Source organism: Paenibacillus auburnensis (assembly GCF_927798115.1).
Taxonomy (GTDB): Bacteria; Bacillota; Bacilli; order Paenibacillales; family Paenibacillaceae; genus Paenibacillus_AQ; species Paenibacillus_AQ auburnensis.
Map to the genome: position 1 here is coordinate 94,924 of NZ_CAKMMG010000002.1, position 26,487 is coordinate 121,410.

A 26,487-nucleotide genomic window follows, 5' to 3' on the forward strand; every position below is an offset into this window, starting at 1 on the left:
ATTAACAGGAGGTATTTATGAAAAAGAGAGTAGTTTTTATCCTTATCGTTATTGTGGTTTGCTCCGGCCTATATCTAACATTCAAACGGGATTTTGATCAGTTCAACCCGCTGTATAAGGAGGAGTATGTCTATGCTGTAGTCACTAAGCCTGACGGAACTGAAGGTAAAGATGATCGTATCCGCTACAGATACAATCTGACAGGGTACACAGCGCTAGGACAAAAGAAAAAAATCACCTTCTCTTCGAGCAGTGAATTGGAAAAGAACGCTTATATTTTAGTGCTCGCCAAAGGAGCCTACACGAAAAAATGGACCTTAATACACAAGGAAGACGTTCCGGATAAGGCCCTGAAATAGGGACTATAAAGTTAGAAACAACAAAAAGAACGGCATCGCTACCGTTCTTACTGTAATGGACTCTCAGGGGCTCGAACCCTGGACAAATAGATTAAGAGTCTACTGCTCTACCAACTGAGCTAAGAGTCCGTATGATGTTATTGGTGGAGCCAAGGGGGATCGAACCCCTGACCTCATCGCTGCCAGCGATGCGCTCTCCCAGCTGAGCTATGGCCCCATGATGCATACTTTAGAACTACATTATGTATTCTAAAATCAGGTGCGAGTCGAAAACTCACTTCGCTTCGTCATGTTTAAGTTCCGTAGGCGACTTCTATATAATATAAAAAATCGCCCTCGGTGTCAACACTTTTATAAAAAAGTTTTTATTCATGGGATTAACGAATGATTGATGAACTCCTGGAGAAGCCTTATAGCCCCTCCAGCTCTCCTGTGTTCTTGGACAGCAGTCCCTTCAATTCCTTCATGAACATGTTGATGTCCTTAAATTGGCGGTATACGGAGGCGAAGCGGACGTAGGCAACCTCGTCAACCGGATAGAGCTGCTCCATCACCAGCTCGCCAATTTGGCGGCTCTCTATTTCCGCTAAGGCGATGCCGCGCAGCGACTTCTCAACCTCGGAGACGATGGATTCCAGGCGCTCTACGGACACTGGACGCTTCTCACAGGCGCGGATCAGGCCGCGCAGGATTTTGTCGCGGCTGAATTCTTCGCGGCTGCCGTCCTTTTTGATTACGATCAGCGGGGTCTCTTCAATCATCTCGAAGGTAGTAAAACGCTTGCTGCAGCGCTCGCATTCACGCCTGCGCCGGATCGATTTATTCTCGTTGGCCGGGCGCGAGTCAAGCACTTTGGTATTCGTGTGATCGCAGTAAGGGCATTTCATAAGCTCAGGTCACTTCCTTTTCCACTAATTTAAGCTGTAATTCTTATTTCCATAAAACACCGTTTTATTGTTGTTATGAATCTGGCGAGAGCAGCACATAATACAGTTACCAACCGATAGGAGGTGAACAGCAATGAGCCAAAACAGCAGCAACAACCTGGTAGCTCCAAATTCACGCGGTGCCTTGGAACAACTTAAATACGAAGTTGCCCAAGAATTAGGTATCACTCTTTCCCCAGACGGATACCAAGGCAATAAAACTTCTTACGAAAATGGTTCGATCGGTGGTTACATCACTAAACGTCTTGTAACCCTGGCTGAACAGTCCCTGGCAGGTCAATTCAAATAACCTGTCCCCAATAAGCTTGCCTAAAGAAGTATTAAACGGCTAACCGTCGTTTAATGCTTCTTTTTTTAGAATTCGCTGTAAATCTCCGTGTACTGGTTATAGTAATAAATTACGCGCTGCACGTAATGCCGGGTCTCACCGAACGGTATATCTTTCACTGAACCTTCTGTGCCGTCCCAGTCACCATCATCCAGCCAGCGCTGCACTTTACCGGGTCCTGCATTGTAGGCAGCGATTACCGCTGTGCGGTTGCCTTCAAACTGGCGGGAGAGCGAGGATAAATACCAGGTTCCCAGCTCAATATTTGCCGAAGGTTCCTCTTTTAGCTCGTCCAGCGACACATCGGGCAGCTTGGCCTTCTCAAGCGCCCATTTCGCCGTGTCCGGCATTAGCTGCATGAGGCCCAGTGCGCCTTTTTTAGATTCCCGGCCTGTCTTAAAATTGGTCTCCACACGGATTATCGCTGCCACCAGAAACGGGTCCATTTCATAAGTGATACTGTGCTTACGGATTTCATTCCTATAATGAATGGGATAAAACAAAGACATCCAATTGGTGCTCAGGAACAGAATTGCGGTAAAGCCTACGAATAACATGAGCAGTACTCTTTTTTTACGCAGCCAACTCATGATAACCCCAGCCTGTCCCAAAGTTCCGCAACCTGCTGTTCCGTATGAGTAAGCTCACCGCTGTTGTCGATAACGTAATCCGCTCTTCTGCGTTTCTCTTCGATATCCATCTGGGCATCCAGCCTGCCTGTGGCTTGCTCAAGGGTCAATCCGTTACGCTCCATTAGGCGGGTTAGCTGCACCTCCCGGGGCACATACACAACGGTAATCTTCTTGAACAGATTGTCCAGCTCTGATTCATACAGCAAAGGAATGTCCACGACAATCAGTGACTGCGGATCTTCTTCTTCCATCGCATACATCGTTTCTTTGATCTCCTGGCGGATCGCAGGATGTGTCAGGTTATTCAGCACCTGCAGGGCAGCCTGGTCATGAAAGACGATTTCCCCCAGCGCAGCCCGGTTCAGTGTGCCGTCCGGCAATAATATGGTTTGGCCAAAATGCTCAACAGCAGCAGCCAGCACGGGATGCCCCGGGAGCATGACCCCTCTTGCGATCACATCGGCATCGACGAGTCGTGCTCCTTTAGCTACAAATAGTGCGGAGACGGTGCTTTTTCCGGAAGCAATGCCTCCGGTTAAGCCCATAATCATGTACTCACCTCATAACAGCTTCATTATTCCCATTGCAATTAATAATAACGCCGGCAGAGCAGCTGCATGCTTCATCCAGAAGCTCCCCGACAGCTTTAGACCGGTTTTCATTCCCAGCAGTAAAAAGGTTCCGCTGAACAGAGCGATCATCAGTGAAGTCGGAACCGGGCTAAACCCAAGCAGCGCAGCACCAAGCCCCGCACCAAAAGCGTCCAGCGACAGCGCGATACCGAGGATCAACGCCTCCATCGAGGAAATACTCCCTGAGTCATCCATGTCAGCAGAAGAAGGCGTCCGGAGAATCTGTATCACTACTCCCAAATGCCGCAGCTCCAAAGAAAAAACTGCCGATTTGTGCGACCAGTCTCCGGCCGGATTCACGGACTCTTCATTTAATGGAACAGGCTGTGCCTCCGCTCCCTGCGGACTGTGCTCCCGTTCCTTTTGCATCAGCATCTGAACCAGGGACCAGCAGCCCATCAAGACGAGAATAACCGCTCCAATCATGGAGGCGGCATCCGGTGAGACAACCTTGGCTAACAGTACACCTACCTGCATCGAGACACAAATGACTATCCCCGAACAGAGCGAGATAATCAGAATGGAGAGCAGCGGTATCTTCATTTTGCGTAATCCATATGTAATGCCTACACCAAAACCGTCCAAACTAAGCGCAAAGGCCAGCAGCAAAAGTGAAAACAATGGGCTGATCACCCGCAATCCCTCCCGTGAAGAAACGGAAGTCCGGCGGATACATCCGCTCGGTTCCGTTACCTTGATTCAGCATTCTTCACACAGTATATGGGCGGGACGGGCAGTCGGTGCCTGACTTATTCGGCAGCATGGACAGGTATGGTGTATAGTGCCTGTGGATTAGGAGCATTCCAGGGTCAATTTTTATTTACAAATACAGATAAAGGCTGGCAGTTAGGACAGATATGCGTGCCCCGGCCGCCTACAACGCTTTTCTCAATCAGGGTACCACAGGTGCTGCACGGCTGGTCCTTGCGGCCATAAATGAGATGCTGCTGCTGGTAGCTGCCGCTCTCTCCCTGGCCGTTGACATATGATTTCACGGATGAACCTCCGGCATTAACTGCATCCGTCAGGGTTGCTACAATCGCGCTATGCAGCCTGCCAAGCTGCTCGTCCGATAGTGACTTCGCTGTCTCCTCCGGATGAATTCCCGCGCGGTGCAAGGACTCATCTACATAAATATTACCGATGCCGACCACATATTCCTGATTTAAGAGCAGCGGCTTGATTTTGGTGCTTCGGCCAGCGACAATCTCCTTGAACCGTTCCATGGTAAATGAAGCATCCAAGGGCTCCTGCCCCAGCTTATTCAGCGGCTTGAGCAGCAAATCCTCGCCCGGCTGAAATAAATGCATCGTACCGAATTGGCGTACATCCGTGTAACGGAGTTCAGTACCATCGGTAAAATGGAAAATGACATGCGTATGCTTATCCAGCGGATCATCCTGCTGAAAGAGCCCGTAGCGGCCTTCCATCCGTAAATGGGAGACCATTACCAGCCCATCCAGTACAAACCGCAAAAACTTGCCTCTGCGCTCAACCGTAACAATGCTATGGCCCGCCAGCATATTGGCAAAAGCCTGAATATCGTCCGGACGCTGAATAATCCGCGGCAGCCGGACGGTGACGTGCTGTATCTGCTTGCCTGTAATTAAATCGTTTAGTGTTCTTCTGACTGTTTCAACTTCCGGTAATTCCGGCATTATGGCTCACCTCTATCCCATTATACCGGATAACACCAGGCTTCGGGGAGCCTATTTCGCTTCATACCAGTTACTTCCATAACTTACCTCCGCCTTCAGCGGAACAGACAGCGCCAGCGCCCCGGCCATAACCTCAGGCACCAGCTCCTTCATCAGCTCCAGCTCATCCGGCGGCACCTCAAACACAAGCTCATCGTGCACCTGAAGCAGCATGCGGCTCTTCAACCCGCGTTCGTATAATGCTTTGTCCATATGAACCATAGCAAGCTTGATGATATCCGCAGCCGTTCCCTGAATCGGCGTATTCATAGCCGTACGTTCGGCAAAAGAGCGCAGATTAAAGTTCTTGGCATTAATCTCCGGCAGATAACGGCGGCGTTCCAGCAGCGTGGTGACATAGCCCTGCTTACGGGCATCCAGAACAATATCATCCATATACTTGCGCACACCTTTGAACACTTCAAAATATTGCTCAATAAACTGGGCCGCCTCTTTACGCGGAATATTAAGATTCTGAGACAAGCCGTAATCACTGATGCCGTAGACAATTCCGAAGTTAACCGCCTTGGCGGAACGGCGCATATTGCTGTCTACCTGATCAGCAGTAACCCCGAACACGTCCATGGCTGTTTTGGTGTGAATGTCCATATCCTCCAGGAACGCTTCCTTCATCCGTTCATCACCGGAGATATGGGCCAGCACCCGCAGCTCAATCTGCGAGTAATCCGCCGCGAGGATCGACCAGCCGGGTTCAGACGGCACGAAGACCTTGCGGATCTTGCGGCCCTCCTCCAGCCGGATCGGGATATTCTGCAGATTCGGAAACTGGCTGCTCAAACGTCCCGTTGCGGCAATCGTCTGCCGGTAGAAGGTGTGAACCTTGCCGGTCTCTTCCGAAATTTCCTTGAGCAATCCTTCTACATAAGTGGACTGCAGCTTGGCAATCGTACGGTACTGCAGGATCAGACGCACTACATCATGATAAGGAGCCAGCTTCTCCAGCACCTCTGCATCCGTGGAATAGCCCGTCTTCGTCTTCTTAACGACAGGCAGCCCGAGCTTCACGAACAGGATTTCGCCAAGCTGCTTCGGCGAGTTCAGATTGAACTCGGTTCCGCAAATCTCGTAAATTTCCGTTACGAGTGTGGAGATCTGTGCTTCGAATTCTTTGCCCAGCTCCTTGAGATCCTCTTTATTGACAGCAATCCCCTGCTTCTCCATATCGGCCAGAATGCGCGACAGCGGCATTTCCAGATCCACGAACAGGCCGGTCATTGCTGTCTCTGTCAGCTCCTGCTGCTGCTTCTGCACAATGCCAAGCACAGTAGCACTCTTGCGGGCTACATGATTGCCCAGAATCTCAAGCTCAGGAATTTTATATTTGGCGCCTTTGCCGAATACCTCTTCATCCGGGGACAGACGGGGCAGTCCATATTTGGCGGTAAGATCATTCAGATTCTGATTCGCTTCCGTCGGGTCCAGCAAATAAGCCGCCAGCTGCACGTCATTGGCCGCTCCGGCAAAAGCGATCCCCTGCCAATGCAGGGCCAGATCGGCCCGGTGCAGGTCATATCCGCTCTTCGGCGCACTGCTGTCTCCAAGCCAGTCCCGCAGCGGTGCTGCGGCCGGACTCTTCAGCAGGGCAAGCGGCACGAAGTAATGCTGCTCCGGCGAAGACAGACCGATGCCGATCACTTCAGAACGGTGCGGATTCTCACCGTTCGTCTCCACATGCAGTGCGGAAATATCCGGGAGGGCAGCAATTAGGGCTTCCAGTTCGGCCTCGCCGACGATCGTGATATCCAGGACAGCAGTCTCAGCCGCACCCGATGCTTCCGCTCCTGTTCCTTCGCCGTTTGCCGCTGGCGCATAAGCGCTTAGCGATAAGCGCTCCAGCAGGGATTTGAACTCCAGCTTAGCCAGCGCAGGTCCGGCTGTTTCTGTCTTAATTCCGCTAAAGGCCATATCCTCCCAGGCATGCTCAAGCGGAACCTCGCGGTAAATCGTCGCGAGCTTCTTGCTCATGACGGCGCTGTCGGCATGCTCCTCCAGCTTCTCCTTCATCTTTCCTTTCAGTTCGCCGGTTCCGGCGAGTACACCTTCCACAGAGCCGAACTGGTGCAACAGCTTCAGTGCCGTTTTCTCACCTACGCCGGGAACACCTGGAATATTATCGCTCGTATCACCCATCAGACCCTTAAGGTCGATGATCTGCTCGGGGGTCAGATCATATTTCTCGCGGATCTGCTGCGGGCCGTACAGCTCTACTTCGGTAACACCTTTGCGTACCAGGGCTACGGTGGTATGCTCCGAAGCCAGCTGCAGCATATCCTTATCCCCGGACACAATGATCACTTCACGTCCGGCTGCATCTGCTTCCCGGGAGATACTGCCGATGATATCATCGGCCTCATAGCCGCTGATTTCAAACTGCGGCACACCGAGATCGCGCAGCAGGTCCTTCAGCATCGGGAACTGTTCGGAGAGCTCGGGCGGGGTCTTCTGGCGGCCGCCTTTATAATCCTCATAACCTTCATGACGGAAGGTAATCTTTCCCGCATCAAAGGCCACAATCAAATGGCTTGGTTTATAATCGTCAATTAAGCGCAATAGCATTGTCGTAAATCCGTATACCGCGTTCGTCTGCTGTCCTGCTGTATTCGTCAGCGGCGGCATTGCAAAAAACGCGCGGTAAATGATGTTATTTCCATCTATAAGTATCAACTTGTCCACTGTAGCACCTCGCCTTTTTCTTGCTTACTTCTTACATCTTACCATATGCTCTGTACAAAAAAGAACCAAAGTGCACGAAATGAGTCTCCCGGACGGAATCTTGCATTTAATGCAGGATTGCCATTCTTCCGCGGCTTAAACCCGTTATTGCTATCAATTATAAATAAAAAACAGCATGCCTCCATGGGGGGCGTGCTGTTTGGGAAATACGTGAGGGAGGTTCACTCCAGCTGTCTAGGCTAGCTTGCCTCAAGCTATTGGTTCAGATCCGGGCGCTTGCCCGTCACCAGATAAACGACACTCTCGCCAATATTGGTCGCGTGGTCAGCAATCCGCTCAATGTAACGGCCAACCAGTGTCAGCAGCATGGCCTGATTCAGGGATTCCGGCTTCTCCACCATATAAGCATACAGCTCATTAATCATTGCGCTGTACAACCCGTCAACCTGATCGTCGTCCTGAGCCATTTTGTAGGCCAGATCGGTGTTCTCATCCAGGTAGGACTGGATAGCCTCGGTAATCATAACCGAAACAATTTCAGCCATGCGCGGAATATCCACCAGCGGCTTGATCAGCTGCTGTCCCTGAATACGCAGAGTAACCTTTGCCACATCCAGAGCCAGATCGCCCATACGCTCCAGATCGCTGGAGATTTTAAAGGCAACAATAATACGGCGCAGGTCCTTGGCTACCGGCTGCTGGGTAATAATAAGCCGTGAGCCAATATCCATGATTTTATCTTCCATCGCATTCAGCCTCAAGTCTGCCTTAACGATGTCTTGTGCTCGTTCGATATCCTGAGTCTGCAGCGCCACCACAGCACCTTCCAGCGCATCGATGACATGCTCACCCATTTGCTGCAGCAGGGTGCGCAGCTCTTCCAGATCTTTGTCGAATTCTTTTCTGCGAATCATAAGTAAACCGATCCTCCTCAAAAACGTATGGTCAGCCTGTCATTTCCAGGAACGGGTCCTCCAGCGCTTAGCCGAAGCGTCCGGATATATAATCTTCAGTGCGGGAGTCCTTCGGATTGGAGAACAGCATCTCCGTATCCGCCGCCTCAACGATGACACCATTCAGGAAAAACACGGTACGTCCCGACACACGGGCCGCCTGATGCATGTTGTGCGTGACCATTACAATCGTGTACTTACTCCGCAGTTCCTGTACAAGCTCCTCAATCTTAAGCGTGGAGACCGGGTCCAGGGCAGAGGTCGCCTCATCCATCAGCAGAATATCCGGCTGCACCGCAAGCGCTCTGGCAATACAGAGCCGTTGCTGCTGTCCGCCGGATAAGCTGAGCGCAGACTTCTTCAGGAAATCCTTAACTTCCTCCCAGAGGGCGGATTGGCGCAAGCTCTGCTCCACAAGCTCGTCGAGTTCCGCTTTGGAGCGGACACCGTGCAGGCGCGGGCCATAGGCTACATTATCATATATCGACTTCGGAAAAGGATTCGGCTGCTGGAATACCATACCAACCTGCTTGCGCAGGCTTTCCACTTCCACTTCGTCGCTATAAATATTTTTGCCGCCGATGTTTACTGTTCCTTCAATACGTGTTCCGGGGATCATGTCATTCATTCGGTTTAGGGTACGCAGCAGGGTGGACTTACCGCAGCCGGAAGGCCCGATAAACGCGGTCACCTGTTTCTCCGGGATTTGCAGCTCCACATTCTTCAGTGCGTGAAATGACTCATAGTAGAGATCTAGCTTCTCTATGTCAATGATGGATTTCATTTGTTTTGGCGTCTCCTTCTCATCATCTTCGTTCCCAATGATAAGCTTTCAGTGTAAATAGAGTTGAAGAGAATTGTTAACGCAGTGTAAAATCAGCAACAGCAGAGATTAGGCCTCTAACAGAAGTGTAAGTATAGTGTATAGTTACATTTCTATTTTTATGTATAGTCAAAAAAAGAACACCGTCATATTACATGACCGGTGCTCTTTTTTTGTTCACGACCAGCTTGTAGCCCACCCCGCGGATCGAGTCGATGTGGACGGATTCCGGATCAAGCTCCAGCTTCTTGCGCAGCGAGCTGACATGAACGTCCACAGTACGCTGCCCCCCGATATAATCAAAGCCCCAAACCGCATTCATCAGGTCGTCGCGCGTCAGCACTACACCCGGCTTGCGTGCCAGGTACAGCAGCACCTCAAATTCTTTAGGGCGCAGATTAATGCTCTGTCCCCCCAGCGAGACTTCATACCGCTCCGGATAAATCTCCAGCTGTCCCAGAATGATCGTCGATGCGGATGCCGCCACTTCCGGCTGGCTCTCCTCCACAACCCCCGAGATCCGCCGGAGAACAGCGCTCACTCTCGCAAGCAGTTCGGACACGCCAAAAGGTTTCGTTATGTAATCGTCGGCGCCTGATTTCAGTCCCCGGACCACATCCTCCTCGGCGTTTTTGGCAGTCAACACGATTACAGGTGTACGGATGCCCTGCCCGCGCAGCTTATCAAGGATATCTATCCCGTTCATACCGGGCAACATCAGATCCAGTACGATCAGATCAAAAGGTTCTCTAGTCGCACGGTCATATCCTGCCGTTCCATGATCCTCGACCGTCACCTCATAGCCTTCTTGTGTCAAGTTATAGGACAGCAGCCGGGCCAGTGTCGGTTCGTCTTCAATGACAAGCAATCGTTGTGCCATAGTTTCCCCCGTATTCATATGTTTTTAAATTTACAAAACTGCAGCAAGCCCATCATATCACCGGAATGTTAACTTGGTGTAAAATAGCAGCAACTTTCGTAGATTAACCTGATACTTTTAATATATCGCTTGATAGACCGGCTGGCAAATGCAATCCATGCCTCAACAGGTCGCGCACCAACCAGTCTTCTACTCTCCGTCCTCCTGCAGTAGCGGCAGCTCCAGAATAAACGAGCTTCCAATTCCGAGATCACTCTCAACGGTAATCGTTCCCCGGTGCAGCTCCACCAGATGTTTTACAATGGACAGCCCGAGTCCCGTACCGCCGGAGCTTCTGGATCTGGCCTTATCTACCCGGTAGAACCGCTCAAAGATGCGTGGAAGGTCTTTGCGCGGGATTCCCATTCCCGTATCGCTGACCGTAAAGACGACGGTCTCTGTCCCGTCCGCCTTCTGTTTATTTACTGCCGTTACTTTGACGCTGCCTCCGTCATGCGTGTAATTAATGGCATTGGAGAGCAGATTCATGAAGATCTGGCGTAGCTTATCCTCGTCCCCTTCGATGAAGAGTTCGTTTGGCACATTGGTGCTGAGACTGATCTTTTTCTTCTCTGCCACTTTACTGAGCGTCCCCAGTATGGAATCAAAGAATTCGATTAAATGCACCGGCGAGCATTCCAGCTGCACACGCTTGGATTCGATTTTGGACAGCTCCAGAATGTCCCCGATCAGGCGGTTCAGCCGCTCATTCTCATCATAAATAATCTGCAAAAATGAACGGGCGGTCTTCTCATCGGTCACACCTCCGCCAAGCAGCGTTTCGGCAAACCCTTTTACTGCAGCCACCGGTGTCTTGAGTTCATGCGACACATTGGCGACGAACTCGCTGCGCATCTTCTCCAACCGGCGGATTTCCGTTACCTCCTGCAGGAGGAACAGCATACCCCGGTAAGAGCCGTCCTGTACCATCGGCACACCGTCAAGCCGGACGATCCGCTCAGCAGGGGTATAAATGCTCCGCTCTTCATGGATCGGCTCATTGCGCTCTACACCTTCTTCAATCAGCCGGGCCAGCTCATAATGATGCTTCAGCTCTTTGTAGGAATGCCCGGCCATCTCGCTGTTCTTCACATCGAGCATCCGTTCGGAGGCCTTGTTGAGCAGGGCAAACTCCCCTTCCGCGTTGATCATGACAATGCCGCCGGTCATATTATCCAATACGCTTTGCAGCAGATCTTCATTATCACGGATCGTCTTAAGCTGCGCCTGCAGGCTGTCCGCCATTGCATTGATCGCTTTGGCCAGCTGTCCGACTTCATCCCTGCGCTGTATCGGAACTCTGGCATCATAGTCCAAATCGGTAATGCGCCGGGCGACTCTTGTAATCTGCTCCAGCGGCGAAGTCATGCTGGACGCCACTTTATAGCTCACAAAGGTAGCCGCCACAAACAGCAGCACCAGTCCGCCGGCCATAATCATCCACGCCCGGTTCAGCCCTTCTGTGACCGCATCAAGCCCCATGGAAAGGCGGATATATCCGTCGAAGCCGTCCTCTGAGCGTACCGCTCCGGCCACATAGAGCATTTCACGGTCCAGCGTATCACTGTAACGGATGGCACGGCCAATGCCTTCTTTCGCCGCAATCACTTCTTCTTCACGTGTAGAGTGGTTGTCCATTTCCAGCGGATTTTTCTCCGAATCGCCGATGACCTTTCCCTCTCTGGTAATGAAGGTAATCCGGGAATTCGTCAGCTGGGAGATTAGTTTGGCTTGATCTGTGTAGTAGCTGACAGCATCAGCGCTGTTCATGTCGGTAAACTGCAAGGTGCCGGATAATAATTTTATTTCCCGGGACATGTTTTCCTCCAGGGCAGTGATATGCGAGTCCTTGAACAGCTTAGCCATTGTAATGCCTGCACCGATCATAGAGATCCCGATCAGGACCATCATGATTAGGGTGAGGCGGATGCGAAACGGTTTCATATAAAGTAGTCCTCTTTCTTATCGTTGTGTCCTTGAGAACATCCTAACTCCATTTCTGCGAAAATACCAGTTCCCGTGACAATTATCAACGCAGTGTAAAATCTGCCCCGGACAGTGCCGGAGCGCTGTAGAAATCCCGTTAATAGAACAAGACGCAACAAAATGATAAACTATGAGATAACACCTATCCATTCTTTTATAGCGGTTTCATAAAGACTAATTTTCTTGCGAGGGATAACGATGAAAGTAACCATTTCAGATGTAGCCAGAGCGGCAAATGTGGCAAAGTCCACCGTCTCCAAGGTGTTGAACGATTCTCCTAAAATATCAGCTGAAACCAAGCTCAGAGTCCGGGAAATCATGAAGCAGATGAATTATATCCCGAGCAGCATCGCTACCGGATTAGCCAGACAGAGCAGCCATACGGTCGGACTGCTGATCGACATGTCCAAAGAGAGTGAATTTTTGAATCAGTTCTTTTACAATATTATCGGCGGTATTGAGAGCGTGATCGGCCCCCTGGGTTATGAATTGACTCTCTGCAATATCCAGCACCATGCTGCGGAGGACCATTTTCTTAACCGGCTGGTGCTGAACCAGCGGGTGGACGGCATTATTGCTAATAATTCTGTGCTGACAGAAGAATTATCGAGGGAGCTGGACCGGCTCCGCTTCCCGTACGTCTCGATCGGTGAAATGGAGCCGGCCGCCAGCTGGGTCGATTTCGACAATGAAGCCGGGGGACGAATGCTGACCAGCCATCTGCTGGGGCAAGGTTACAGTAAACCCGCATTTATCGGTGGAGAGCGGAATGAGCGGATTTTCAGCCGCCGGTTAAGCGGCTACCTTCAGGCCTTGCAGCAGGCTGGCTGCATCGTCCGCCAGGACTGGATTGTAAACGGTCCTGCAGATGAACACGAAGGATACCGCGCGGCACTGAAGCTGTTCCAGCACGGAGAGCGCCCTGACTCTGTAGTATGTATGACGAATTATACGGCGTTTGGTGTATTGAAGGCGGCCCGGGAGCTGGGAATCGATGTTCCGCGGCAACTGGGTGTCGCAGCTTTTGATGAATATCCTTTATCCCGTTATACGACTCCCCCGCTGACCTCGCTGAATATCGACACCTTCAAACTCGGGGTAACGTCCGGCCAGTGGCTGATGGATCATATCCAAGGCAGCTGTACGGCATCACGGCAGCTGCTTCTGGAACCGGAACTGATTCCGCGCGAGTCCACAGCCGGACTGCAGGGATAGCAATCTTAATTTTTTCTCCTTATACACTCTTCAGTTTGCAAAATAAGGAGCGGCTCCCTATCGGGGGCCGCTCCTTATTTTTGATTGTATCTGCGAAGATATGAATATGCTCCAGATGTTATTGATCCTTCCAGCGCTGTACCGTCAGCGATACGGTCTGCGCCCCACCGGCAGGTGTCAGCGTCCGGTTCGCAATGTCTGCGCCGCTTGAACTTGTCTCCACCGAGGCCCAGCTTCCGCGCGTGACCTTATACTGCACTGCTGTTCCTGCCGGCAGGTTAAGCGTGATGGAATAGACACCATCGCTGCCTTTGGTCAGCTGATAGGCGGGGTCCGCAGCATTCCAGCTGTTGAAGCTGCCGGTCAGATATACCGGCCCGGATGACGGGGTAGAGCTCGGAACAGTGACCTTAAAGGTAACGCTGTCCGGCTGCGGCACTCCGGCGGATAGGCTGCCGTTCACCAGACTCCATGTGCCGGCGGCAAAATGATAATTGCTGCCGCTGTTGTTGTCCCAGGTGCCGCTGCCGTTATTGAAGGCTGCAGTCAGACCTGCAGCTGTGCCCAGCTGAATTGTAGCGGTTTTGTAGCCTGAATAGGAGGAAGTCTGCAGCTGTAATCCTGGTGATGTAGTCCATACACCGGATCCATCCAGGCTATAGTGCATATAGGAATTCGTATAGGCTGTATTCTTGTAATAAATGGTCACTGAATTGCCACCTGGAGTAGCCGTTGGTGTAGGCGTGATTGTCGGTGTCGCCGTCGGTGTTGCTGTTGGCGTAGGTGTAGGTGTAGCAGTCGGTGTTACTGTTGGTGTTGGTGTTGGTGTTGGTGTAGCTGTCGGTGTTGCCGTTGGCGTTACAGGTGCGCCTGCCTTAATGTTTCCGGTCGGCGTATAAGTCCAGGTGCCGGTACCGAACAGGTAATTGGTGCCGCCATTGCTGTCCCAGGTTCCGCTGCCGTTATTGAAGCAAGCCTCGAGCTGCGTGGCAGAGCCGATGTTAATCGTGATTTTGTTGTAGCCTGACACTTCGGATACCGGAATGGCTACGCCCGGCGCTGTCGTCCAGGTTCCCCCGGCAGGACGATAATGGATATATGGCGTGGTATAGCCCTGCTTGTAATATATAGTCACACTATTACCGGCTGGTGTAGTGACTAACGCCGCTGCGCTGAATGCCGATAGATTGCCTGCGGCATCAATAGCTTTTACCGTGTAGCTGTAATTCGTTTGCGCGGAGAGGCCGTTATCGGTATATGAGGTAGTTGCAGAGGTACCCACCTTTACCCCGTTCCGGTAAATTTCATAGCCCGTTACTCCAACGTTGTCTGTGGACGCTGTCCAGCTGACCAGTGCACTGGAGGCATTTTGCACGGTTGCTGTTACGTTACCCGGAACAGATGGAGCCACGGTGTCCGTTACCGGCTGTGTTTTAGAATAGATTTTGGCTGAATTGGCTCCTACAGATACAGTAATCTGTTTCCCCGTTGCGCCTCCTGATTGCACGGTTACTTGATCTGAGGTATTCAATTGATTAATTAGAACGGTTCCGACTGTTAGTGTGCTTTCGGTACGCAGCGGAATTGTAACCGTCTGCGTGCCGCTGGCTGCATTGCTGAATACAGAAATGACTTCCTGCCCAACATTGGTGCCGCTGTCGATCCGGCGTGAGAAGGCATACAGGTTCTGGGCAGACCACATTTCACGCTGAGTGCCGGTGCGAAGCGCCGGGTTATTTTTACGGATTTCATTCAGCTTGGCAATATGCTTGTAGGTGCTAGTGTTCTCATTAAAATAATTCTCCAGAACATTGCCGTTCGCATCCCGTTTCACCATCGACCAGCGGTTCCAGGTATCAGCGATCCCGCCTGTCATAATCTGGCCGTTGCCGTTCCCTTTATTCTGTTCGGTCCCCTGGAAGACTACCGGTGTTCCGCGGACCGTGAAGATGAAGGAGAGGGCGTTCTGCATTTTCTCAACACTGCCGCCGGCTTCCGTCAGGAAACGGTTGCGGTCATGATTATCGATAAAGGTAACCATATGATTCGCATTTCCGTTGTAATAGGAATCCTGAGCCAAAGTGCTCTTGATATTGGAGTCAAAAGACTGCCCGTAAGCGAAGCTGTTCAGCACGGAGAAGAACATTGGGAAATCAAGCATGCCCCACTCTTTATTCGTGCCCACCCAGCGGGAGACGAATTCAGCATTGCCGTCAAAATTCTCGCCGAAGGTATTCACACCGAGGAGATTCTGCAGCTCACCGATATCGGTCGGCTTGATCAGCTTGGCAGCATCTACACGCGCACCGTCTGCTCCCGTATAGTCAAACCAGGCTTTAATGGAGCTGAATACGGCCTGTTTGGCAGCTGGAACATCAAAGTCGATGTCATCCAGTCCGCCGAGATCGTGATTCTCCAGATAGTCCTGGGCCCACTGATCATATCTTCCGTCGGTCAGCGACCAGTTAATATCACCATTGTGATGATACCAGGCCGGGTTGTTAAACGGCGCTGCCGGCTGCATACCCGCTATATCATAAAAAGCCTGCGTCCCCAGCATATAGTCTCCGATATGGTTCGGCACCACATCAATAATTACCTTAATGCCGAGTGCATGCGCGGAATCCACCAGTTCCTTCAGCTTCTCTTTGGTCCCGAAGTAGGGATTGGCGGCATTGGGGTCTTTGACGTTGTATCCGTGATAGGCGGTGTTTTTACCGGTGCCGTTGTTGTCGCGGTTAGTCATCTGCGGCTCTGCCACAGGGGAGATCCAAATTGCGGTATAACCCATATTCGCAATATACGGGAGCTTATTGATAACCCCCTGCCAGTCCCCGCCCTTCATATAGCGGAAATCATCCTCCGAGGTCTCTCCGTAACGGATCGCGGCCCCGGTGGCATTATTGGAGGTATCCCCATCATTGAAACGGTCAACCATAATCTGATAAATCGTGTCGTTCTCAGTGACTGTGCCGATGCTGGCCGCATCTGCCTGTGAAGGTGCCAGTACAAATAAATTCGTCATTACGGACAGAACAATAGATGTGATTAGTACCGGAATAAGCCATCGGTTGCGTTTCATTCCTCATCTCCCTCTCATCATAGAGCGCATTTGAACACCACTGCCTGTGAATTTACATCCATCACTTGCAAAACTGTGCTGCGGGCAAGGAAACCGGTTTCCCAAGTAAAAATTACCATGATCATGTATGCGCTGTCAAGCATAATTAATGTCAAAAAACCTTCTTTCCGGAATATGAAAGAAGGTTTCTGAATATTCGAATTCTGTTTTTGTTATTTAAATACCGGCTCACGGAACTGGGCCAGCTTGGCTGCTGAATCCTTCTCGACATCGGCATGGAGACTGTTGCCGTGTGCATCCATAGTTACGATAGCCGCGAAGCCGTCCACCTGCAGATGCCACATCGCCTCTGGAATGCCGAACTCCATGAAGTCAACAGCGTTGACTTTCTTGATGCATTCCGCATAATACTGCGCCGCACCGCCGATTGCGTTAAGGTATACACCGCCGTGCTCCTGCAGGGCCTGGAGAGTTTTGGGCCCCATTCCGCCCTTGCCGATTACGGCGCGGATGCCGAACTTTTTGATAATCTCACCTTGGTATGGCTCCTCGCGGATACTGGTAGTCGGGCCTGCCGCCTTCACATGCCAGCCTTCATCATCCTTCAGCATCACCGGCCCGCAGTGGTAGATCACTGCACCGTTCAGATCGACCGGGGCATCATGATCCATCAGGTACTTATGCAGCGCATCCCTTCCGGTATGCATCTCCCCGGAGAGGATGACCACATCGCCTACCCGCAGGCTGCGGATCTCTTCCTCACTGACCGGTGTAGTCAGGCGGACCTCGCGTGAACCAACAGCAGCATCGGCTGGCTCGGCAGCCGGCACAGATACAGCCGGGGCCGCTTCATCTACAGAGATGCCTGTACCGCTCTCGTAGAGCCATTCCTTAATATTTCCGGTTGCAGGCTCGACAAGGATCCCCTGGCGGCGGAATGCCCAGCAATTATAGGCCACGGATACGAAGAAGCTGGCCGGAAGCCGGTTCATCACGCCAATCTTGCAGCCTAACAGCGTCACTTCACCGCCGAAGCCCATCGTGCCGATCCCCAGCTTATTGGCATTCTCCATAATGTAATCTTCCAGCTTACGCAAATCTTCAACCGGATTGACATCCTCGACCTTGCGGAACAGCTGCTTCTTTGCCAGTTCATAACCGGTTGTCCGGTCGCCGCCGATGCCTACACCAATAAAGCCGGCACTGCAGCCCTGACCCTGCGCCTGATACACTGCATGCAGAATACATTTACGGATGCCTTCAAGATCGCGTCCTGCTTTGCCCAGACCTTCAAGTTCTGCAGGCAGGCTGTACTGGATATTTTTGTTCTCGCAGCCTCCGCCTTTAAGAATAAGCCGGACGTCCACGTTTTCCTCTTCCCACTGTTCAAAATGAATCACCGGCGTCCCTGCACCGAGGTTATCTCCGCTGTTCTCACCGGTCAGCGAGTCGACTGAGTTAGGCCGCAGCTTCCCGTTCTTAGTAGCGCGGATAATCGCGCTGTGAATATCCTTCTTCATCTCAATCTGGTTGACGCCTACAGGGGTATGAATGATAAAAGTCGGCATCCCCGTATCCTGACAGATCGGCGATACCTGAAGTTCGGCCATGCCGATATTCTGTGCAATCGTGGTTAATGCAAGCCCCGAGCGGGTCGCCCGGTCTTCCAGTGCACGCCCCTTGGCAACGGCTCTGCGCACATCACCCGGCAGGTTTGTGGAGGTCTCTACGATCAGATTATAAATGCTTTCTTCAAAATTCTGCATCTTCATTCCGGCTCCTCTCATCAGTTCCAGGTTGTCTAAAGTCTGATACAATTAGTTATTATCATATCACACTCAGCTCTGCATGAAAGGGGTTACTTAAAAAATGAACTACCATTTTTCGGCCTATCTTTACCGCCTCCAGTATATTCAGCGCTGGAGCCTCATGCGCAGCACCGCACCGGAGAACGTGGCGCAGCATTCGTTCCAGGTCGCCCTGCTGGCGCATATGCTCTGCTCCATCGGCAATGTCCACTTCGGCCGTTCGCTGAACGCCGACCGTGCTGCTACGATGGCGCTGTTTCACGACGCCAGCGAGGTATTTACCGGCGATATCGCCACACCGGTCAAGCATAACAATCCGCGGCTCTTATCCAGCTTCCGCGAGATGGAGCGGGCCGCCGCCGAGCGCCTGACGGCGATGATTCCGCCGGAGCTCGGCGCCATCTATACACTGCTCCTGCAGCCGCAGGACAGCCCCGCCGGCTCAGAGGATGCCGGACTGCTTCGCTATGTGAAGGCTGCGGATGTGCTCGACGCCTACTTGAAATGCGTCTGGGAAACCGCTGCAGGCAACCGCGAGTTCGCTGCCGCCAAGGAGCAGACGCTTGCCAAGCTGACGGGACTCGCGCTGCCGGAGATAAAGTATTTCCTTGTCCATATGGCGCCGGGCTTTGAGATGTCGCTCGATGAGCTGTCAGCGGAGAATTGAAGTCGGCAGTAGCTTAAGCTTGATTCTATGCCGGATCTCCCGTAAGGATATCCCAGTCTTTGAATACCGGCTGCAGATTATTTGCTATAAGCATATCTGTGATCTCCTGCACATTCCGGCTGTCGGAGATTTCAAACTGCGGCGTGCCGCCCGTCTGGGTATGTCCCCCAACCTCGGTAGACACCCCTGCAGACATTTTCGTAATCCCCAGATGGACCAGATGATCTCTCAGAGTAGCAGGCTCACGCGTAGACAAGGTAATGCCGGCGCGGGGCAGGAACAAGCGATATGCCAAAATAATCTGCACCAGGGCCCGGTCAGTCACCTCGCTATCCGGGTTAAACTCACCCAGGTACGGGCGAAACCGCGGGGCGGACAGCCCAATCTCACATTCAGGGTACTTGTCCTGCAGATACCGAGCATGCATCGCGGTGAAAAAGGCTTCCTGACGCCAGTCATACATCCCGAGCAGAGCTCCGATATTAACGGACCGGAATCCTGCCTGACAGCCGCGTTCAGGCGCATCAAGGCGGTTCCGGTAGACTCTTTTAGGTCCCTTGATATGCAGCTTGCGGTACGTCTCCTGATGGTATACCTCCTGATACAAGGTTAGTCCGTCCACTCCGGCCTCCATGAGATCCCTGTATTCCTCTATGGACAGCGGATTCACTTCGATGCTGACGGAAGAGAAATATTCGCGGAGAATTTTCACACAGTCCTTCACATAAGAAGTCGGGCTCTCCTTGCGTGACTCTCCGGTAAGTACCAGAAGGTGGCGGAAGCCGGAAGCTGCTATCACACTCGCCTCCTGCCTGAGCTCCTCAGGGCCTAGCTTTTTTCTCGGAAAATCATAAATGGAGCTGAAGCTGCAATACGTGCAGTGATTCACGCAAAAATCAGCAAGGTACATCGGTGTGAACAGCTGCATGACATGCCCGAAATGCGAGCGGGTCAGCTGCTGTGCACGCTGTGCCATCTCCTCCAGGCAGGACGCTGCAGCAGGTGACAGAAGGGCTTGCAGATCGTGTTCATCCAGGCGTTCCTTAAGGAGCGCCCGCTTCACATCCTCTGTTCCGTACTGCTTCCATAAGGTTTCGTAAGGAAGCTGTTCCAGCCGAAGCACCGTTTCATAAAAGCTCATATTCTTCCCCCATTCCACTTAGGCTAACTATCAGTTCAAAAATCCCGTCAGCGGCGATGAATGGACTGCGGCCTCCTCCACCGGACCGAGCCCCGCCAGATAAGCCTTCCGGCCGGACGATACGGCCTCACGGAAAGCCTCGGCCATCAACAGCGGATCGCGGGCGGTAGCAATGGCTGTATTCAGCAGCACTGCGGAAGCGCCCATTTCCATCGCTTCTGCCGCTTCTGAAGGTCTGCCGATTCCGGCATCTACAATAATGGGAAGATCTACCTCTGAAATCAGGATGCGCAGCATCTCTTTTGTCTTCAAACCGCGGTTCGAGCCGATGGGAGCCCCCAGCGGCATAATGGCTGCGGCACCGGCTGCCTTCATCCGCAGTGCAGCGGACAGATCCGGACTCATATAAGGAAGCACCACAAAGCCCTCGGCGGCGAGTATTTCTGTAGCGCGGATGGTTTCGCTATTATCAGGCAGCAGATACTTCTGGTCGCTGATCACTTCAATCTTCACCCAGTTGCCAAGACCGGCTGCCTTAGCCAGTCTGGCAATGCGGACGGCCTCTTCTGCTGTGCGTGCGCCGGAGGTATTGGGAAGCAGCGTCATCTGGGAAGGAATATGATTCATAATATTCTCCTGGCTCTGCGGATCAACCCGGCGCAGGGCCACTGTAATAACCTGCGAGCCTGACGATGCGACAACCTCTGGGATCAGAGTATTGCGGCTGTATTTACCGGTTCCTATAAACAAGCGGCTGGTTAATGAAATGCCGCCGAGTACAAAAGGATCTGACATGGGATTCGCCTCCTGGTATGAAAAATATCAATAAAATTCAACTTGCTGAATGAAGGACTGAATAACGGATAATTACGGCCGGGAGAAAGGAGAATATGTCCTCAGCCCCCGCCGACAAAATGCACCAGCTCAATCCGGTCGCCTTCGCTAAGTGCAGTGTTTATGTAATTGTCTTTGCCAACAATGTCACCGTTCAGCTCCACAATGACCAGCCGTTTGTTCCATTGCGGCAGGCTCAGCAGATCAGCCACAGTCCGGCAGTCGTCCGCAATTTCTCCGGGTTTACCGTTTATAATCAGCTTCATGCCCCCTCACCTCCTTTGTAACCAGCCTGTATCACAGCTGTCCTGTAGGCGCGTGCGGCAGCCAGCGGGTCTTTCGCACTGCAAATGCCGGACATCACCGCAATGCCAGCCGCCCCCTGCCGGACGACTAGTCCGGTATTGGCAGGTGTAATCCCACCGATCGCGATCAGCGGAATATCGCACACACACACAGCATCCGCCAGCTGTGCAAGACCGCGCTCCTGCTGACCCGGCTTGCAGACCGAAGGAAATACATGCCCGAATAGGCAGAAGTCAGCCCCTTGCCTGCCTGCTTCCGCTGCCTCCTGCACCGAGTGCACTGACTTTCCCAGCCGCAGTGCGGGAGCAGCTGCACGAGCGGCGGCTGGCGGCAGGCTGTGCCAGGCCAGTTGAACACCAGCCGCACAAGCCGCCAGCGCAACATCCACCCGGTCATTGATGATCAGCTTGGATGCGGGTACCCCCGCCAGTAGGAGCTTTCCGGTTATGTCCAGCAGTTCCCGGGCGGACAACTGCTTTTCCCGCAGATGAATAAAGTCCAGCAGCGGATGCACAACTGCCGCCATTGCCGCAAAGTGAGCCGCATCCAGCTTCCCGTCCGAAATCAAATGAATTTCAGCCAGCTTTAGTCACCTTCCTTCGTCCTTAATAACACCAAACGCAAAAAAACTGCCCCCCGCAATAGGAGGCAGTCATAAATGTATACAGATATACGGGCTGAGCTTCTAGACCCGCTGCGCTGCAGTCAATTCATTCTCCACTTTCCTACGCTGGTATAAACCAGATCAGGTTCAAAGGGTCCGAACCATAAGTTCGTCTCAGCCTCGCGGCACCCCTAGTGACAATTTCATATGCTGTTTGCTAACGTGGTCTATATTAACATAATATTCCTACAAAAAGCTAGCCTGTCAGCCGTTAATAATCTCGCCGCCATTCACATGAATCACCTGGCCGCTGACATAGGAAGAATCACTGGAAGCCAGATATACATAGGCTGGTGCCAGCTCCTCCGGCTGTCCGGGACGCTTCATCGGCTGTGTGCCGCCGAACTCACTGACCTTCTTCGCGTCAAAGGTAGATGGAATCAGCGGTGTCCAGATCGGGCCCGGAGCCACAGCATTCACTCTGATGCCTTTATCCGCCAGATTCATGGACAATGAGCGGGTGAAGCTGAGAATAGCTCCCTTGGTGGAAGAATAGTCCAGCAGCTGCGGGTTGCCCCTGTATGCTGTAATTGATGTCGTGTTAATGATCGTGGACCCTTTTTTAAGATGCGGCATGGCCGCTTTGGTCAGATAGAACATCGAGAATATATTGGTGCGGAAGGTACGCTCCAGCTGTTCAGCAGTGATGTCCTCAATTTTCTCCTGAGGATGCTGCTCGGCGGCATTGTTGATCAGGATATCCAGCTTGCCGAGACCTTCCACTGTTTTGTTGATCAGATCCTGGCAGAAGGCTTCTACGCCGATATCGCCGGCAATCAGGATACACTTCCGCCCTTCCTGTTCCACCTGTCTTTTGGTTTCCTCGGCGTCGCTGTGTTCATTCAGATAGGAGATTACGACATCCGCACCCTCCTTGGCAAAATGCACGGCAACCGCACGTCCAATTCCGCTGTCTCCACCGGTTATAAGTGCAGCTTTACCCAGCAGCTTGCCTGCTGCTTTATAGGCGGATGTCTCAAATTCAGGCAGCGGGTTCATTTGACTTTCGATTCCCGGCTGACGGTTCTGCTCCTGCGGAGGTAAGGTTTTTTGTGGCTGTTGATTCTCTGACATGTTCCATTCTCCTTTCGCTTTACACATTGATGGTAAATTTCATCATCTTAGGATGGCTCAGGATGGGGAGGTTATGCACAATGCTGGACTTCAATACAAAATGACTTTACGATATGTTACTTACCACAGTTAAGCGGCGGTCAAACGAAAATACTGTCGTTTTTAAGACAGAAGCTTTATATACTAAAGAATAGACTGAATGAGATCGGTGTTAATAAGGGAGGTACGCTGCATGACTAAAAATAACCGCAATATCATCGTCGCTGTCAAAGGTGTCATCATCAACGAAGGAAAAATTCTGCTGGTCCAGCGTGCGTCTGCGGATGCTGTAGGCGGGGGCACCTGGGAGTGCGCCGGGGGAAAAATAGAGTTCGGAGAAGGCCTGGAGGACGCTCTGGTAAGAGAAATTAAGGAGGAGACCGGTTTAACGGTCACTGTGGATAATCTGCTCTATGCAGCATCCTTCTTAACCGACCCAGCGAGGCAGGTTATAATTATCACCTATTTATGCCGCAGCCGGGAACAGGTAATCCGCTTATCAGAGGAGCACACCGACTACAGATGGTGCACCAAGGACCTGCTCCACAGCCTGCTGCCGCCGCAGATTTATGCCGAATTTGTGAAATATCATGTCTTGGAGCTGGAGGAACTAGAATAAAATATACCCGGACAACACAAATTGCCCCAGCAGCCGCGGCCGCCAGGGCAATTTCTTTATTCTCCGGTCTTAAATAATGTGTCTGTACACCATAAAGAAAATCATAAGAATCAATACAACCATAAGCAGCAGGCTCATCGTCCGTAGCTTACCTGTATGGGCAGTTACATCACGGTTCTCGCGGATTCCGGCTGCAGCCAGGCGGAGCGGCTTATTCATGATCCCGCCCAGCGCGAACATAGCCAGGAGCAGTACCACAACTACTGCCATCCATGCCACTGTATAATCCCCTTGTGACATCATATAACCACCAGTTAACAGCTGAATGACCAGGCCATACTGGGCGAAGCGGTTGAAGCCGCTAACTGCACTAAGCGTGCCCTCTTTAGCCGGAGCGGAAAGCTTCTGTGCACCGCTCAGAATAAAAGGGAGCACCAGATAAAACCCGAGTGCCAGCGTCCCGATCATATGTAGGAAAAATAAAAAACGGTCCATCCTTTACCTCCTCCATTTTTCGCTGTGATTTATGTTACATTCCAATTATACCCGACTGCATCCCACATGAAAAGAAAACCCCCATTTCTATTTAAAAAATGGGGGCTGCTATCCGTATATTCCTAGAGAGTAACTGCAGAAGTTACTGCACGTACTGAATCTGCCGACTTATCCAAAGCCGCCTGCTCTTCAGCAGTAAGCTCCAATTCATAGATCTTCTCAATGCCGTCTGCGCCAAGCAGGGTTGGAACACCCATGAACAGCCCGTCATAGCCGTATTCCCCTTCCAGCAGGGCAATGACAGGGATGATCCGTTTCTTATCTTTGAGAATTGCTTCTGTCATCTGCACCAGGGAGGCTGCCGGCGCATAATAAGCGCTGCCGTTGCCCAGCAGGCTGACAATTTCTCCCCCGCCAACACGGGTGCGCTGTACAATCTCTTCAATGCGCTGCGCTGGAATCAGCTTGTCGATCGGAATGCCGCCTACACTGGAGTAGCGTACAAGCGGAACCATATCGTCCCCGTGTCCGCCAAGCACAAAGCCGCGCACATCCTCAACGGAAACGTTCAACTCCTGGGCAATAAACGTGCAGTAACGTGCCGTATCCAGCACACCTGACTGACCGATTACGCGGTTTTTAGGGAAGCCCAGCGCATGATAAGCGGCATAAGTCATCGCATCCACCGGATTGCTCAGGATGATGACGATAGACTCCGGAGCCACACGCTTAATGTTCTCGCAAACGGATTTGACGATGCCGGCATTGGTATTCACTAAATCATCGCGGCTCATCCCCGGTTTGCGGGCAATCCCTGCTGTTATGATAACGATATCAGAATCCGCTGCATCCTCGTAATCTGAAGTGCCGGTAATCTGGCTGTCGAACTTCTGCACAGGAGCGGCTTCCAGCATGTCGAGCGCCTTCCCCTTGGTCGGATTCTCCAGCTGCGGAATATCGAGCAGCACTACATTACCCAGTTCCTTCTGTGCAAGCATAAGCGCCGTAGTAGCTCCGGTAAAACCGGCGCCTACGACTGTAATTTTATAACGTTTGATGGCCACGGGTGGACCTCCTAATTTTCATTAAAATTTTATTAATGCTTATCTTCGCACAAAACGGGCCTCCGGAGCATACGCTCCTTCAGCCCGATCCGCTGTGATTACTTTACAGGTGGTTGATAATTTCGTCGGCGAATGCCGAGCATTTCAGCTCTGTCGCGCCTTCCATCTGGCGAGCAAAGTCGTAAGTTACTGTCTTGTTGTTGATCGCAGTGCTCATGCCTTTATAGATCAGATCAGCCGCTTCCTGCCAGCCGAGGTGCTCAAGCAGCATAACACCGGAAAGAATTACTGAACCAGGATTAACAACATCCTTGTCCGCATATTTAGGGGCCGTTCCGTGAGTAGCTTCGAAGATCGCATGACCTGTCAAATAGTTAATATTTGCTCCCGGCGCGATGCCGATGCCGCCAATCTGTGCAGCCAGCGCATCAGACAGGTAGTCCCCGTTAAGGTTCAGCGTAGCGATCACGTCGAAGTCAGTAGGGCGGGTCAGCACCTGCTGCAGCGCGATGTCCGCAATGGCGTCTTTAACGATGATTTTGCCGGCGGCTTCCGCTTCCTTCTGGGCCGCATTTGCTGCTGCTTCCCCGTCACGTTCCTTGATTACATCATATTGATTCCAGGTAAATACTTTATCGCCGAACTCCTGCTCAGCCACTTCATATCCCCAGTTTTTAAATGCGCCTTCGGTGAATTTCATGATATTGCCCTTATGCACCAGCGTCACGCTCTTGCGGCCATGCTTAATTGCATATTCCACTGCAGCACGGACGAGACGCTTCGAGCCTTCAGAGGATACCGGCTTGATACCGATTCCGGATGTTTCCGGGAAGCGGATTTTGTTCACGCCCATTTCCTTCTGCAGGAACTCGATAACTTTCTTCACTTCCTCAGAGCCTTCTTTATACTCGATGCCGGCATAAATGTCCTCTGTATTCTCCCGGAAAATAACCATGTCCACCAGCTCCGGATGTTTCACCGGTGAAGGAACTCCGTCAAAATAACGCACTGGGCGCAAGCATACGTAGAGATCCAGCTCCTGGCGCAGCGCCACGTTGAGTGAGCGGATTCCTCCCCCGATTGGTGTCGTCAGCGGTCCTTTGATCGCTACGATGTACTCGCGGATTGCTTCCAGGGTATCGTTCGGCAGCCATTCACCATATGTATTGAAGGCTTTCTCGCCGGCAAACACTTCGTACCAGGCAATCTTTTTCTCCCCGCCGTAAGCTTTGTCTACAGCAGCATCAAGCACACGCTTGGAGGCTTTCCAGATGTCGCGGCCTGTGCCGTCGCCTTCGATAAACGGAATGATCGGATGAGCCGGAACCACCAGTTTGCCATTTTCAATCGTGATTTGTTCGCCTTCTGTCGGCAGATCGTATTTCTCCAATTTCAACATTTGTGGGGATTCCTCCTAAAAGTTTTGTGGGCTACGCTTGAAAGCGCAGGCTAAAGTTTAGTTCAGCAGCCGCTTCCCGGAGAGTCCTTCTCTGTTCCAAAAAGTTCTCC

General features: G+C 51.9%; 25 protein-coding genes, 2 tRNA genes and 1 riboswitch. Of the genes, 5 read left to right on the forward strand and 22 right to left on the reverse strand.

The annotated features are described in order from the left end of the window. Window positions 1-17 precede the first annotated feature (17 nt). On the forward strand, window positions 18-359 hold the full coding sequence (locus L6H70_RS12340) for a YxeA family protein (RefSeq protein ID WP_236333454.1): 342 nt from the start codon (window positions 18-20) through the stop codon (window positions 357-359). 56 nt (window positions 360-415) lie between these two features. On the opposite strand, the gene L6H70_RS12345 is transcribed toward L6H70_RS12340, so the two are convergent. The 3 genes from L6H70_RS12345 to nrdR form a co-directional block, all read right to left on the reverse strand. Then, window positions 416-488 (reverse strand) — tRNA-Lys (locus L6H70_RS12345). Window positions 489-500: 12 nt separating this feature from the next. Then, window positions 501-576, reverse strand: a tRNA-Ala gene (locus L6H70_RS12350). 193 nt (window positions 577-769) lie between these two features. Further along, a complete protein-coding gene (nrdR, locus tag L6H70_RS12355) occupies window positions 770-1,246 on the reverse strand; it encodes a transcriptional regulator NrdR (protein WP_054939889.1) in 477 nt (158 codons plus the stop codon). Window positions 1,247-1,379: 133 nt separating this feature from the next. Between nrdR and L6H70_RS12360 the strand changes: the two genes are divergently transcribed. Continuing rightward, window positions 1,380-1,595 carry an alpha/beta-type small acid-soluble spore protein gene (locus tag L6H70_RS12360; protein WP_236333456.1) on the forward strand — a complete coding sequence of 72 codons (216 nt, stop codon included), beginning with the start codon at window positions 1,380-1,382 and terminating at the stop codon, window positions 1,593-1,595. A gap of 65 nt (window positions 1,596-1,660) precedes the next feature. On the opposite strand, the gene L6H70_RS12365 is transcribed toward L6H70_RS12360, so the two are convergent. From L6H70_RS12365 to pnpS, 9 genes are all read right to left on the reverse strand, one after another. Next, window positions 1,661-2,224, reverse strand: a complete 564-nt coding sequence (locus tag L6H70_RS12365) for a lytic transglycosylase domain-containing protein (RefSeq protein WP_236333458.1) — start codon at window positions 2,222-2,224, stop codon at window positions 1,661-1,663. Continuing rightward, the gene (coaE, locus tag L6H70_RS12370; RefSeq protein ID WP_236333460.1) at window positions 2,221-2,817 is read right to left on the reverse strand and encodes a dephospho-CoA kinase; all 597 of its coding nucleotides are present in this window, start codon (window positions 2,815-2,817) and stop codon (window positions 2,221-2,223) included. Before coaE ends, L6H70_RS12365 begins: the two co-directional genes overlap by 4 nt. A gap of 9 nt (window positions 2,818-2,826) precedes the next feature. Beyond that, window positions 2,827-3,531: a sporulation membrane protein YtaF gene (gene ytaF, locus L6H70_RS12375; RefSeq protein ID WP_236333462.1), complete on the reverse strand. Its 705-nt coding sequence runs from the start codon at window positions 3,529-3,531 to the stop codon at window positions 2,827-2,829. A gap of 176 nt (window positions 3,532-3,707) precedes the next feature. Beyond that, window positions 3,708-4,556, reverse strand: a complete 849-nt coding sequence (mutM, locus tag L6H70_RS12380) for a DNA-formamidopyrimidine glycosylase (RefSeq protein WP_236333464.1) — start codon at window positions 4,554-4,556, stop codon at window positions 3,708-3,710. 51 nt (window positions 4,557-4,607) lie between these two features. Continuing rightward, window positions 4,608-7,289, reverse strand: coding sequence for a DNA polymerase I (gene polA, locus L6H70_RS12385; RefSeq protein ID WP_236333466.1), 2,682 nt, complete (start codon window positions 7,287-7,289; stop codon window positions 4,608-4,610). A 254-nt stretch (window positions 7,290-7,543) separates the two neighbouring features. Continuing rightward, a complete protein-coding gene (gene phoU / locus L6H70_RS12390; protein ID WP_206104142.1) occupies window positions 7,544-8,203 on the reverse strand; it encodes a phosphate signaling complex protein PhoU in 660 nt (219 codons plus the stop codon). A 67-nt stretch (window positions 8,204-8,270) separates the two neighbouring features. Beyond that, window positions 8,271-9,026 carry a phosphate ABC transporter ATP-binding protein PstB gene (gene pstB / locus L6H70_RS12395; RefSeq protein WP_232381083.1) on the reverse strand — a complete coding sequence of 252 codons (756 nt, stop codon included), beginning with the start codon at window positions 9,024-9,026 and terminating at the stop codon, window positions 8,271-8,273. A 190-nt stretch (window positions 9,027-9,216) separates the two neighbouring features. Continuing rightward, window positions 9,217-9,945 carry a response regulator transcription factor gene (locus tag L6H70_RS12400; protein WP_054939881.1) on the reverse strand — a complete coding sequence of 243 codons (729 nt, stop codon included), beginning with the start codon at window positions 9,943-9,945 and terminating at the stop codon, window positions 9,217-9,219. A 189-nt stretch (window positions 9,946-10,134) separates the two neighbouring features. Then, window positions 10,135-11,928: a two-component system histidine kinase PnpS gene (gene pnpS, locus L6H70_RS12405; RefSeq protein WP_236333468.1), complete on the reverse strand. Its 1,794-nt coding sequence runs from the start codon at window positions 11,926-11,928 to the stop codon at window positions 10,135-10,137. Between the two features lie 240 nt (window positions 11,929-12,168). Between pnpS and L6H70_RS12410 the strand changes: the two genes are divergently transcribed. Continuing rightward, window positions 12,169-13,185, forward strand: coding sequence for a LacI family DNA-binding transcriptional regulator (locus tag L6H70_RS12410; protein WP_236333471.1), 1,017 nt, complete (start codon window positions 12,169-12,171; stop codon window positions 13,183-13,185). A 118-nt stretch (window positions 13,186-13,303) separates the two neighbouring features. On the opposite strand, the gene L6H70_RS12415 is transcribed toward L6H70_RS12410, so the two are convergent. Both L6H70_RS12415 and L6H70_RS12420 read right to left on the reverse strand, forming a co-directional pair. Beyond that, entirely contained in the window at window positions 13,304-16,267 is a 2,964-nt protein-coding gene (locus L6H70_RS12415) for an alpha-amylase family glycosyl hydrolase (RefSeq protein ID WP_236333473.1), read from the reverse strand. A 212-nt stretch (window positions 16,268-16,479) separates the two neighbouring features. Next, window positions 16,480-18,033 carry a fumarate hydratase gene (locus L6H70_RS12420; protein ID WP_236334030.1) on the reverse strand — a complete coding sequence of 518 codons (1,554 nt, stop codon included), beginning with the start codon at window positions 18,031-18,033 and terminating at the stop codon, window positions 16,480-16,482. Window positions 18,034-18,136: 103 nt separating this feature from the next. On the opposite strand from L6H70_RS12420, the gene yfbR reads away from it, so the two are divergent. Beyond that, complete coding sequence (yfbR, locus tag L6H70_RS12425) at window positions 18,137-18,742, forward strand: 5'-deoxynucleotidase (RefSeq protein WP_236333474.1); 606 nt, start codon at window positions 18,137-18,139, stop codon at window positions 18,740-18,742. 25 nt (window positions 18,743-18,767) lie between these two features. On the opposite strand, the gene thiH is transcribed toward yfbR, so the two are convergent. From thiH to L6H70_RS12450, 5 genes are all read right to left on the reverse strand, one after another. Further along, complete coding sequence (thiH, locus tag L6H70_RS12430) at window positions 18,768-19,883, reverse strand: 2-iminoacetate synthase ThiH (RefSeq protein ID WP_236333476.1); 1,116 nt, start codon at window positions 19,881-19,883, stop codon at window positions 18,768-18,770. 30 nt (window positions 19,884-19,913) lie between these two features. Next, window positions 19,914-20,678 carry a thiazole synthase gene (locus L6H70_RS12435; protein ID WP_236333478.1) on the reverse strand — a complete coding sequence of 255 codons (765 nt, stop codon included), beginning with the start codon at window positions 20,676-20,678 and terminating at the stop codon, window positions 19,914-19,916. A 101-nt stretch (window positions 20,679-20,779) separates the two neighbouring features. Beyond that, window positions 20,780-20,983, reverse strand: coding sequence for a sulfur carrier protein ThiS (thiS, locus tag L6H70_RS12440; RefSeq protein WP_236333481.1), 204 nt, complete (start codon window positions 20,981-20,983; stop codon window positions 20,780-20,782). Next, complete coding sequence (locus L6H70_RS12445; protein WP_236333482.1) at window positions 20,980-21,591, reverse strand: thiamine phosphate synthase; 612 nt, start codon at window positions 21,589-21,591, stop codon at window positions 20,980-20,982. Before L6H70_RS12445 ends, thiS begins: the two co-directional genes overlap by 4 nt. 137 nt (window positions 21,592-21,728) lie before the next feature. Then, window positions 21,729-21,830: riboswitch (TPP riboswitch) on the reverse strand. Between the two features lie 61 nt (window positions 21,831-21,891). Continuing rightward, window positions 21,892-22,761: an SDR family oxidoreductase gene (locus L6H70_RS12450; RefSeq protein WP_236333485.1), complete on the reverse strand. Its 870-nt coding sequence runs from the start codon at window positions 22,759-22,761 to the stop codon at window positions 21,892-21,894. Window positions 22,762-22,993: 232 nt separating this feature from the next. Here L6H70_RS12450 and L6H70_RS12455 point away from each other — a divergent pair, with 232 nt between their 5' ends. Then, window positions 22,994-23,419 carry an NUDIX hydrolase gene (locus L6H70_RS12455; RefSeq protein WP_236333487.1) on the forward strand — a complete coding sequence of 142 codons (426 nt, stop codon included), beginning with the start codon at window positions 22,994-22,996 and terminating at the stop codon, window positions 23,417-23,419. 69 nt (window positions 23,420-23,488) lie between these two features. Here L6H70_RS12455 and L6H70_RS12460 read toward each other — a convergent pair whose 3' ends face one another. From L6H70_RS12460 to icd, 3 genes are all read right to left on the reverse strand, one after another. Further along, window positions 23,489-23,914, reverse strand: a complete 426-nt coding sequence (locus tag L6H70_RS12460) for a hypothetical protein (protein WP_206104131.1) — start codon at window positions 23,912-23,914, stop codon at window positions 23,489-23,491. 122 nt (window positions 23,915-24,036) lie between these two features. Beyond that, on the reverse strand, window positions 24,037-24,978 hold the full coding sequence (gene mdh, locus L6H70_RS12465) for a malate dehydrogenase (RefSeq protein WP_206104130.1): 942 nt from the start codon (window positions 24,976-24,978) through the stop codon (window positions 24,037-24,039). Window positions 24,979-25,081: 103 nt separating this feature from the next. Then, window positions 25,082-26,377, reverse strand: a complete 1,296-nt coding sequence (icd, locus tag L6H70_RS12470) for an NADP-dependent isocitrate dehydrogenase (protein WP_054939868.1) — start codon at window positions 26,375-26,377, stop codon at window positions 25,082-25,084. Between the last annotated feature and the right edge of the window lie 110 nt (window positions 26,378-26,487).

Excerpts from the sequence above, each read along its gene's own strand:
- L6H70_RS12340 (WP_236333454.1), top strand. The coding sequence starts at position 18 with ATGAAAAAGAGAGTAGTTTTTATCCTTATCGTTATTGTGGTTTGCTCC.
- nrdR (WP_054939889.1), bottom strand. The coding sequence starts at position 1,246 with ATGAAATGCCCTTACTGCGATCACACGAATACCAAAGTGCTTGACTCG.
- L6H70_RS12360 (WP_236333456.1), top strand. The coding sequence starts at position 1,380 with ATGAGCCAAAACAGCAGCAACAACCTGGTAGCTCCAAATTCACGCGGT.
- L6H70_RS12365 (WP_236333458.1), bottom strand. The coding sequence starts at position 2,224 with ATGAGTTGGCTGCGTAAAAAAAGAGTACTGCTCATGTTATTCGTAGGC.
- coaE (WP_236333460.1), bottom strand. The coding sequence starts at position 2,817 with ATGATTATGGGCTTAACCGGAGGCATTGCTTCCGGAAAAAGCACCGTC.
- mutM (WP_236333464.1), bottom strand. The coding sequence starts at position 4,556 with ATGCCGGAATTACCGGAAGTTGAAACAGTCAGAAGAACACTAAACGAT.
- phoU (WP_206104142.1), bottom strand. The coding sequence starts at position 8,203 with ATGATTCGCAGAAAAGAATTCGACAAAGATCTGGAAGAGCTGCGCACC.
- pstB (WP_232381083.1), bottom strand. The coding sequence starts at position 9,026 with ATGAAATCCATCATTGACATAGAGAAGCTAGATCTCTACTATGAGTCA.
- L6H70_RS12400 (WP_054939881.1), bottom strand. The coding sequence starts at position 9,945 with ATGGCACAACGATTGCTTGTCATTGAAGACGAACCGACACTGGCCCGG.
- pnpS (WP_236333468.1), bottom strand. The coding sequence starts at position 11,928 with ATGAAACCGTTTCGCATCCGCCTCACCCTAATCATGATGGTCCTGATC.
- L6H70_RS12410 (WP_236333471.1), top strand. The coding sequence starts at position 12,169 with ATGAAAGTAACCATTTCAGATGTAGCCAGAGCGGCAAATGTGGCAAAG.
- L6H70_RS12415 (WP_236333473.1), bottom strand. The coding sequence starts at position 16,267 with ATGAAACGCAACCGATGGCTTATTCCGGTACTAATCACATCTATTGTT.
- L6H70_RS12420 (WP_236334030.1), bottom strand. The coding sequence starts at position 18,033 with ATGCAGAATTTTGAAGAAAGCATTTATAATCTGATCGTAGAGACCTCC.
- yfbR (WP_236333474.1), top strand. The coding sequence starts at position 18,137 with ATGAACTACCATTTTTCGGCCTATCTTTACCGCCTCCAGTATATTCAG.
- thiH (WP_236333476.1), bottom strand. The coding sequence starts at position 19,883 with ATGAGCTTTTATGAAACGGTGCTTCGGCTGGAACAGCTTCCTTACGAA.
- L6H70_RS12435 (WP_236333478.1), bottom strand. The coding sequence starts at position 20,678 with ATGTCAGATCCTTTTGTACTCGGCGGCATTTCATTAACCAGCCGCTTG.
- thiS (WP_236333481.1), bottom strand. The coding sequence starts at position 20,983 with ATGAAGCTGATTATAAACGGTAAACCCGGAGAAATTGCGGACGACTGC.
- L6H70_RS12450 (WP_236333485.1), bottom strand. The coding sequence starts at position 22,761 with ATGTCAGAGAATCAACAGCCACAAAAAACCTTACCTCCGCAGGAGCAG.
- L6H70_RS12455 (WP_236333487.1), top strand. The coding sequence starts at position 22,994 with ATGACTAAAAATAACCGCAATATCATCGTCGCTGTCAAAGGTGTCATC.
- L6H70_RS12460 (WP_206104131.1), bottom strand. The coding sequence starts at position 23,914 with ATGGACCGTTTTTTATTTTTCCTACATATGATCGGGACGCTGGCACTC.
- icd (WP_054939868.1), bottom strand. The coding sequence starts at position 26,377 with ATGTTGAAATTGGAGAAATACGATCTGCCGACAGAAGGCGAACAAATC.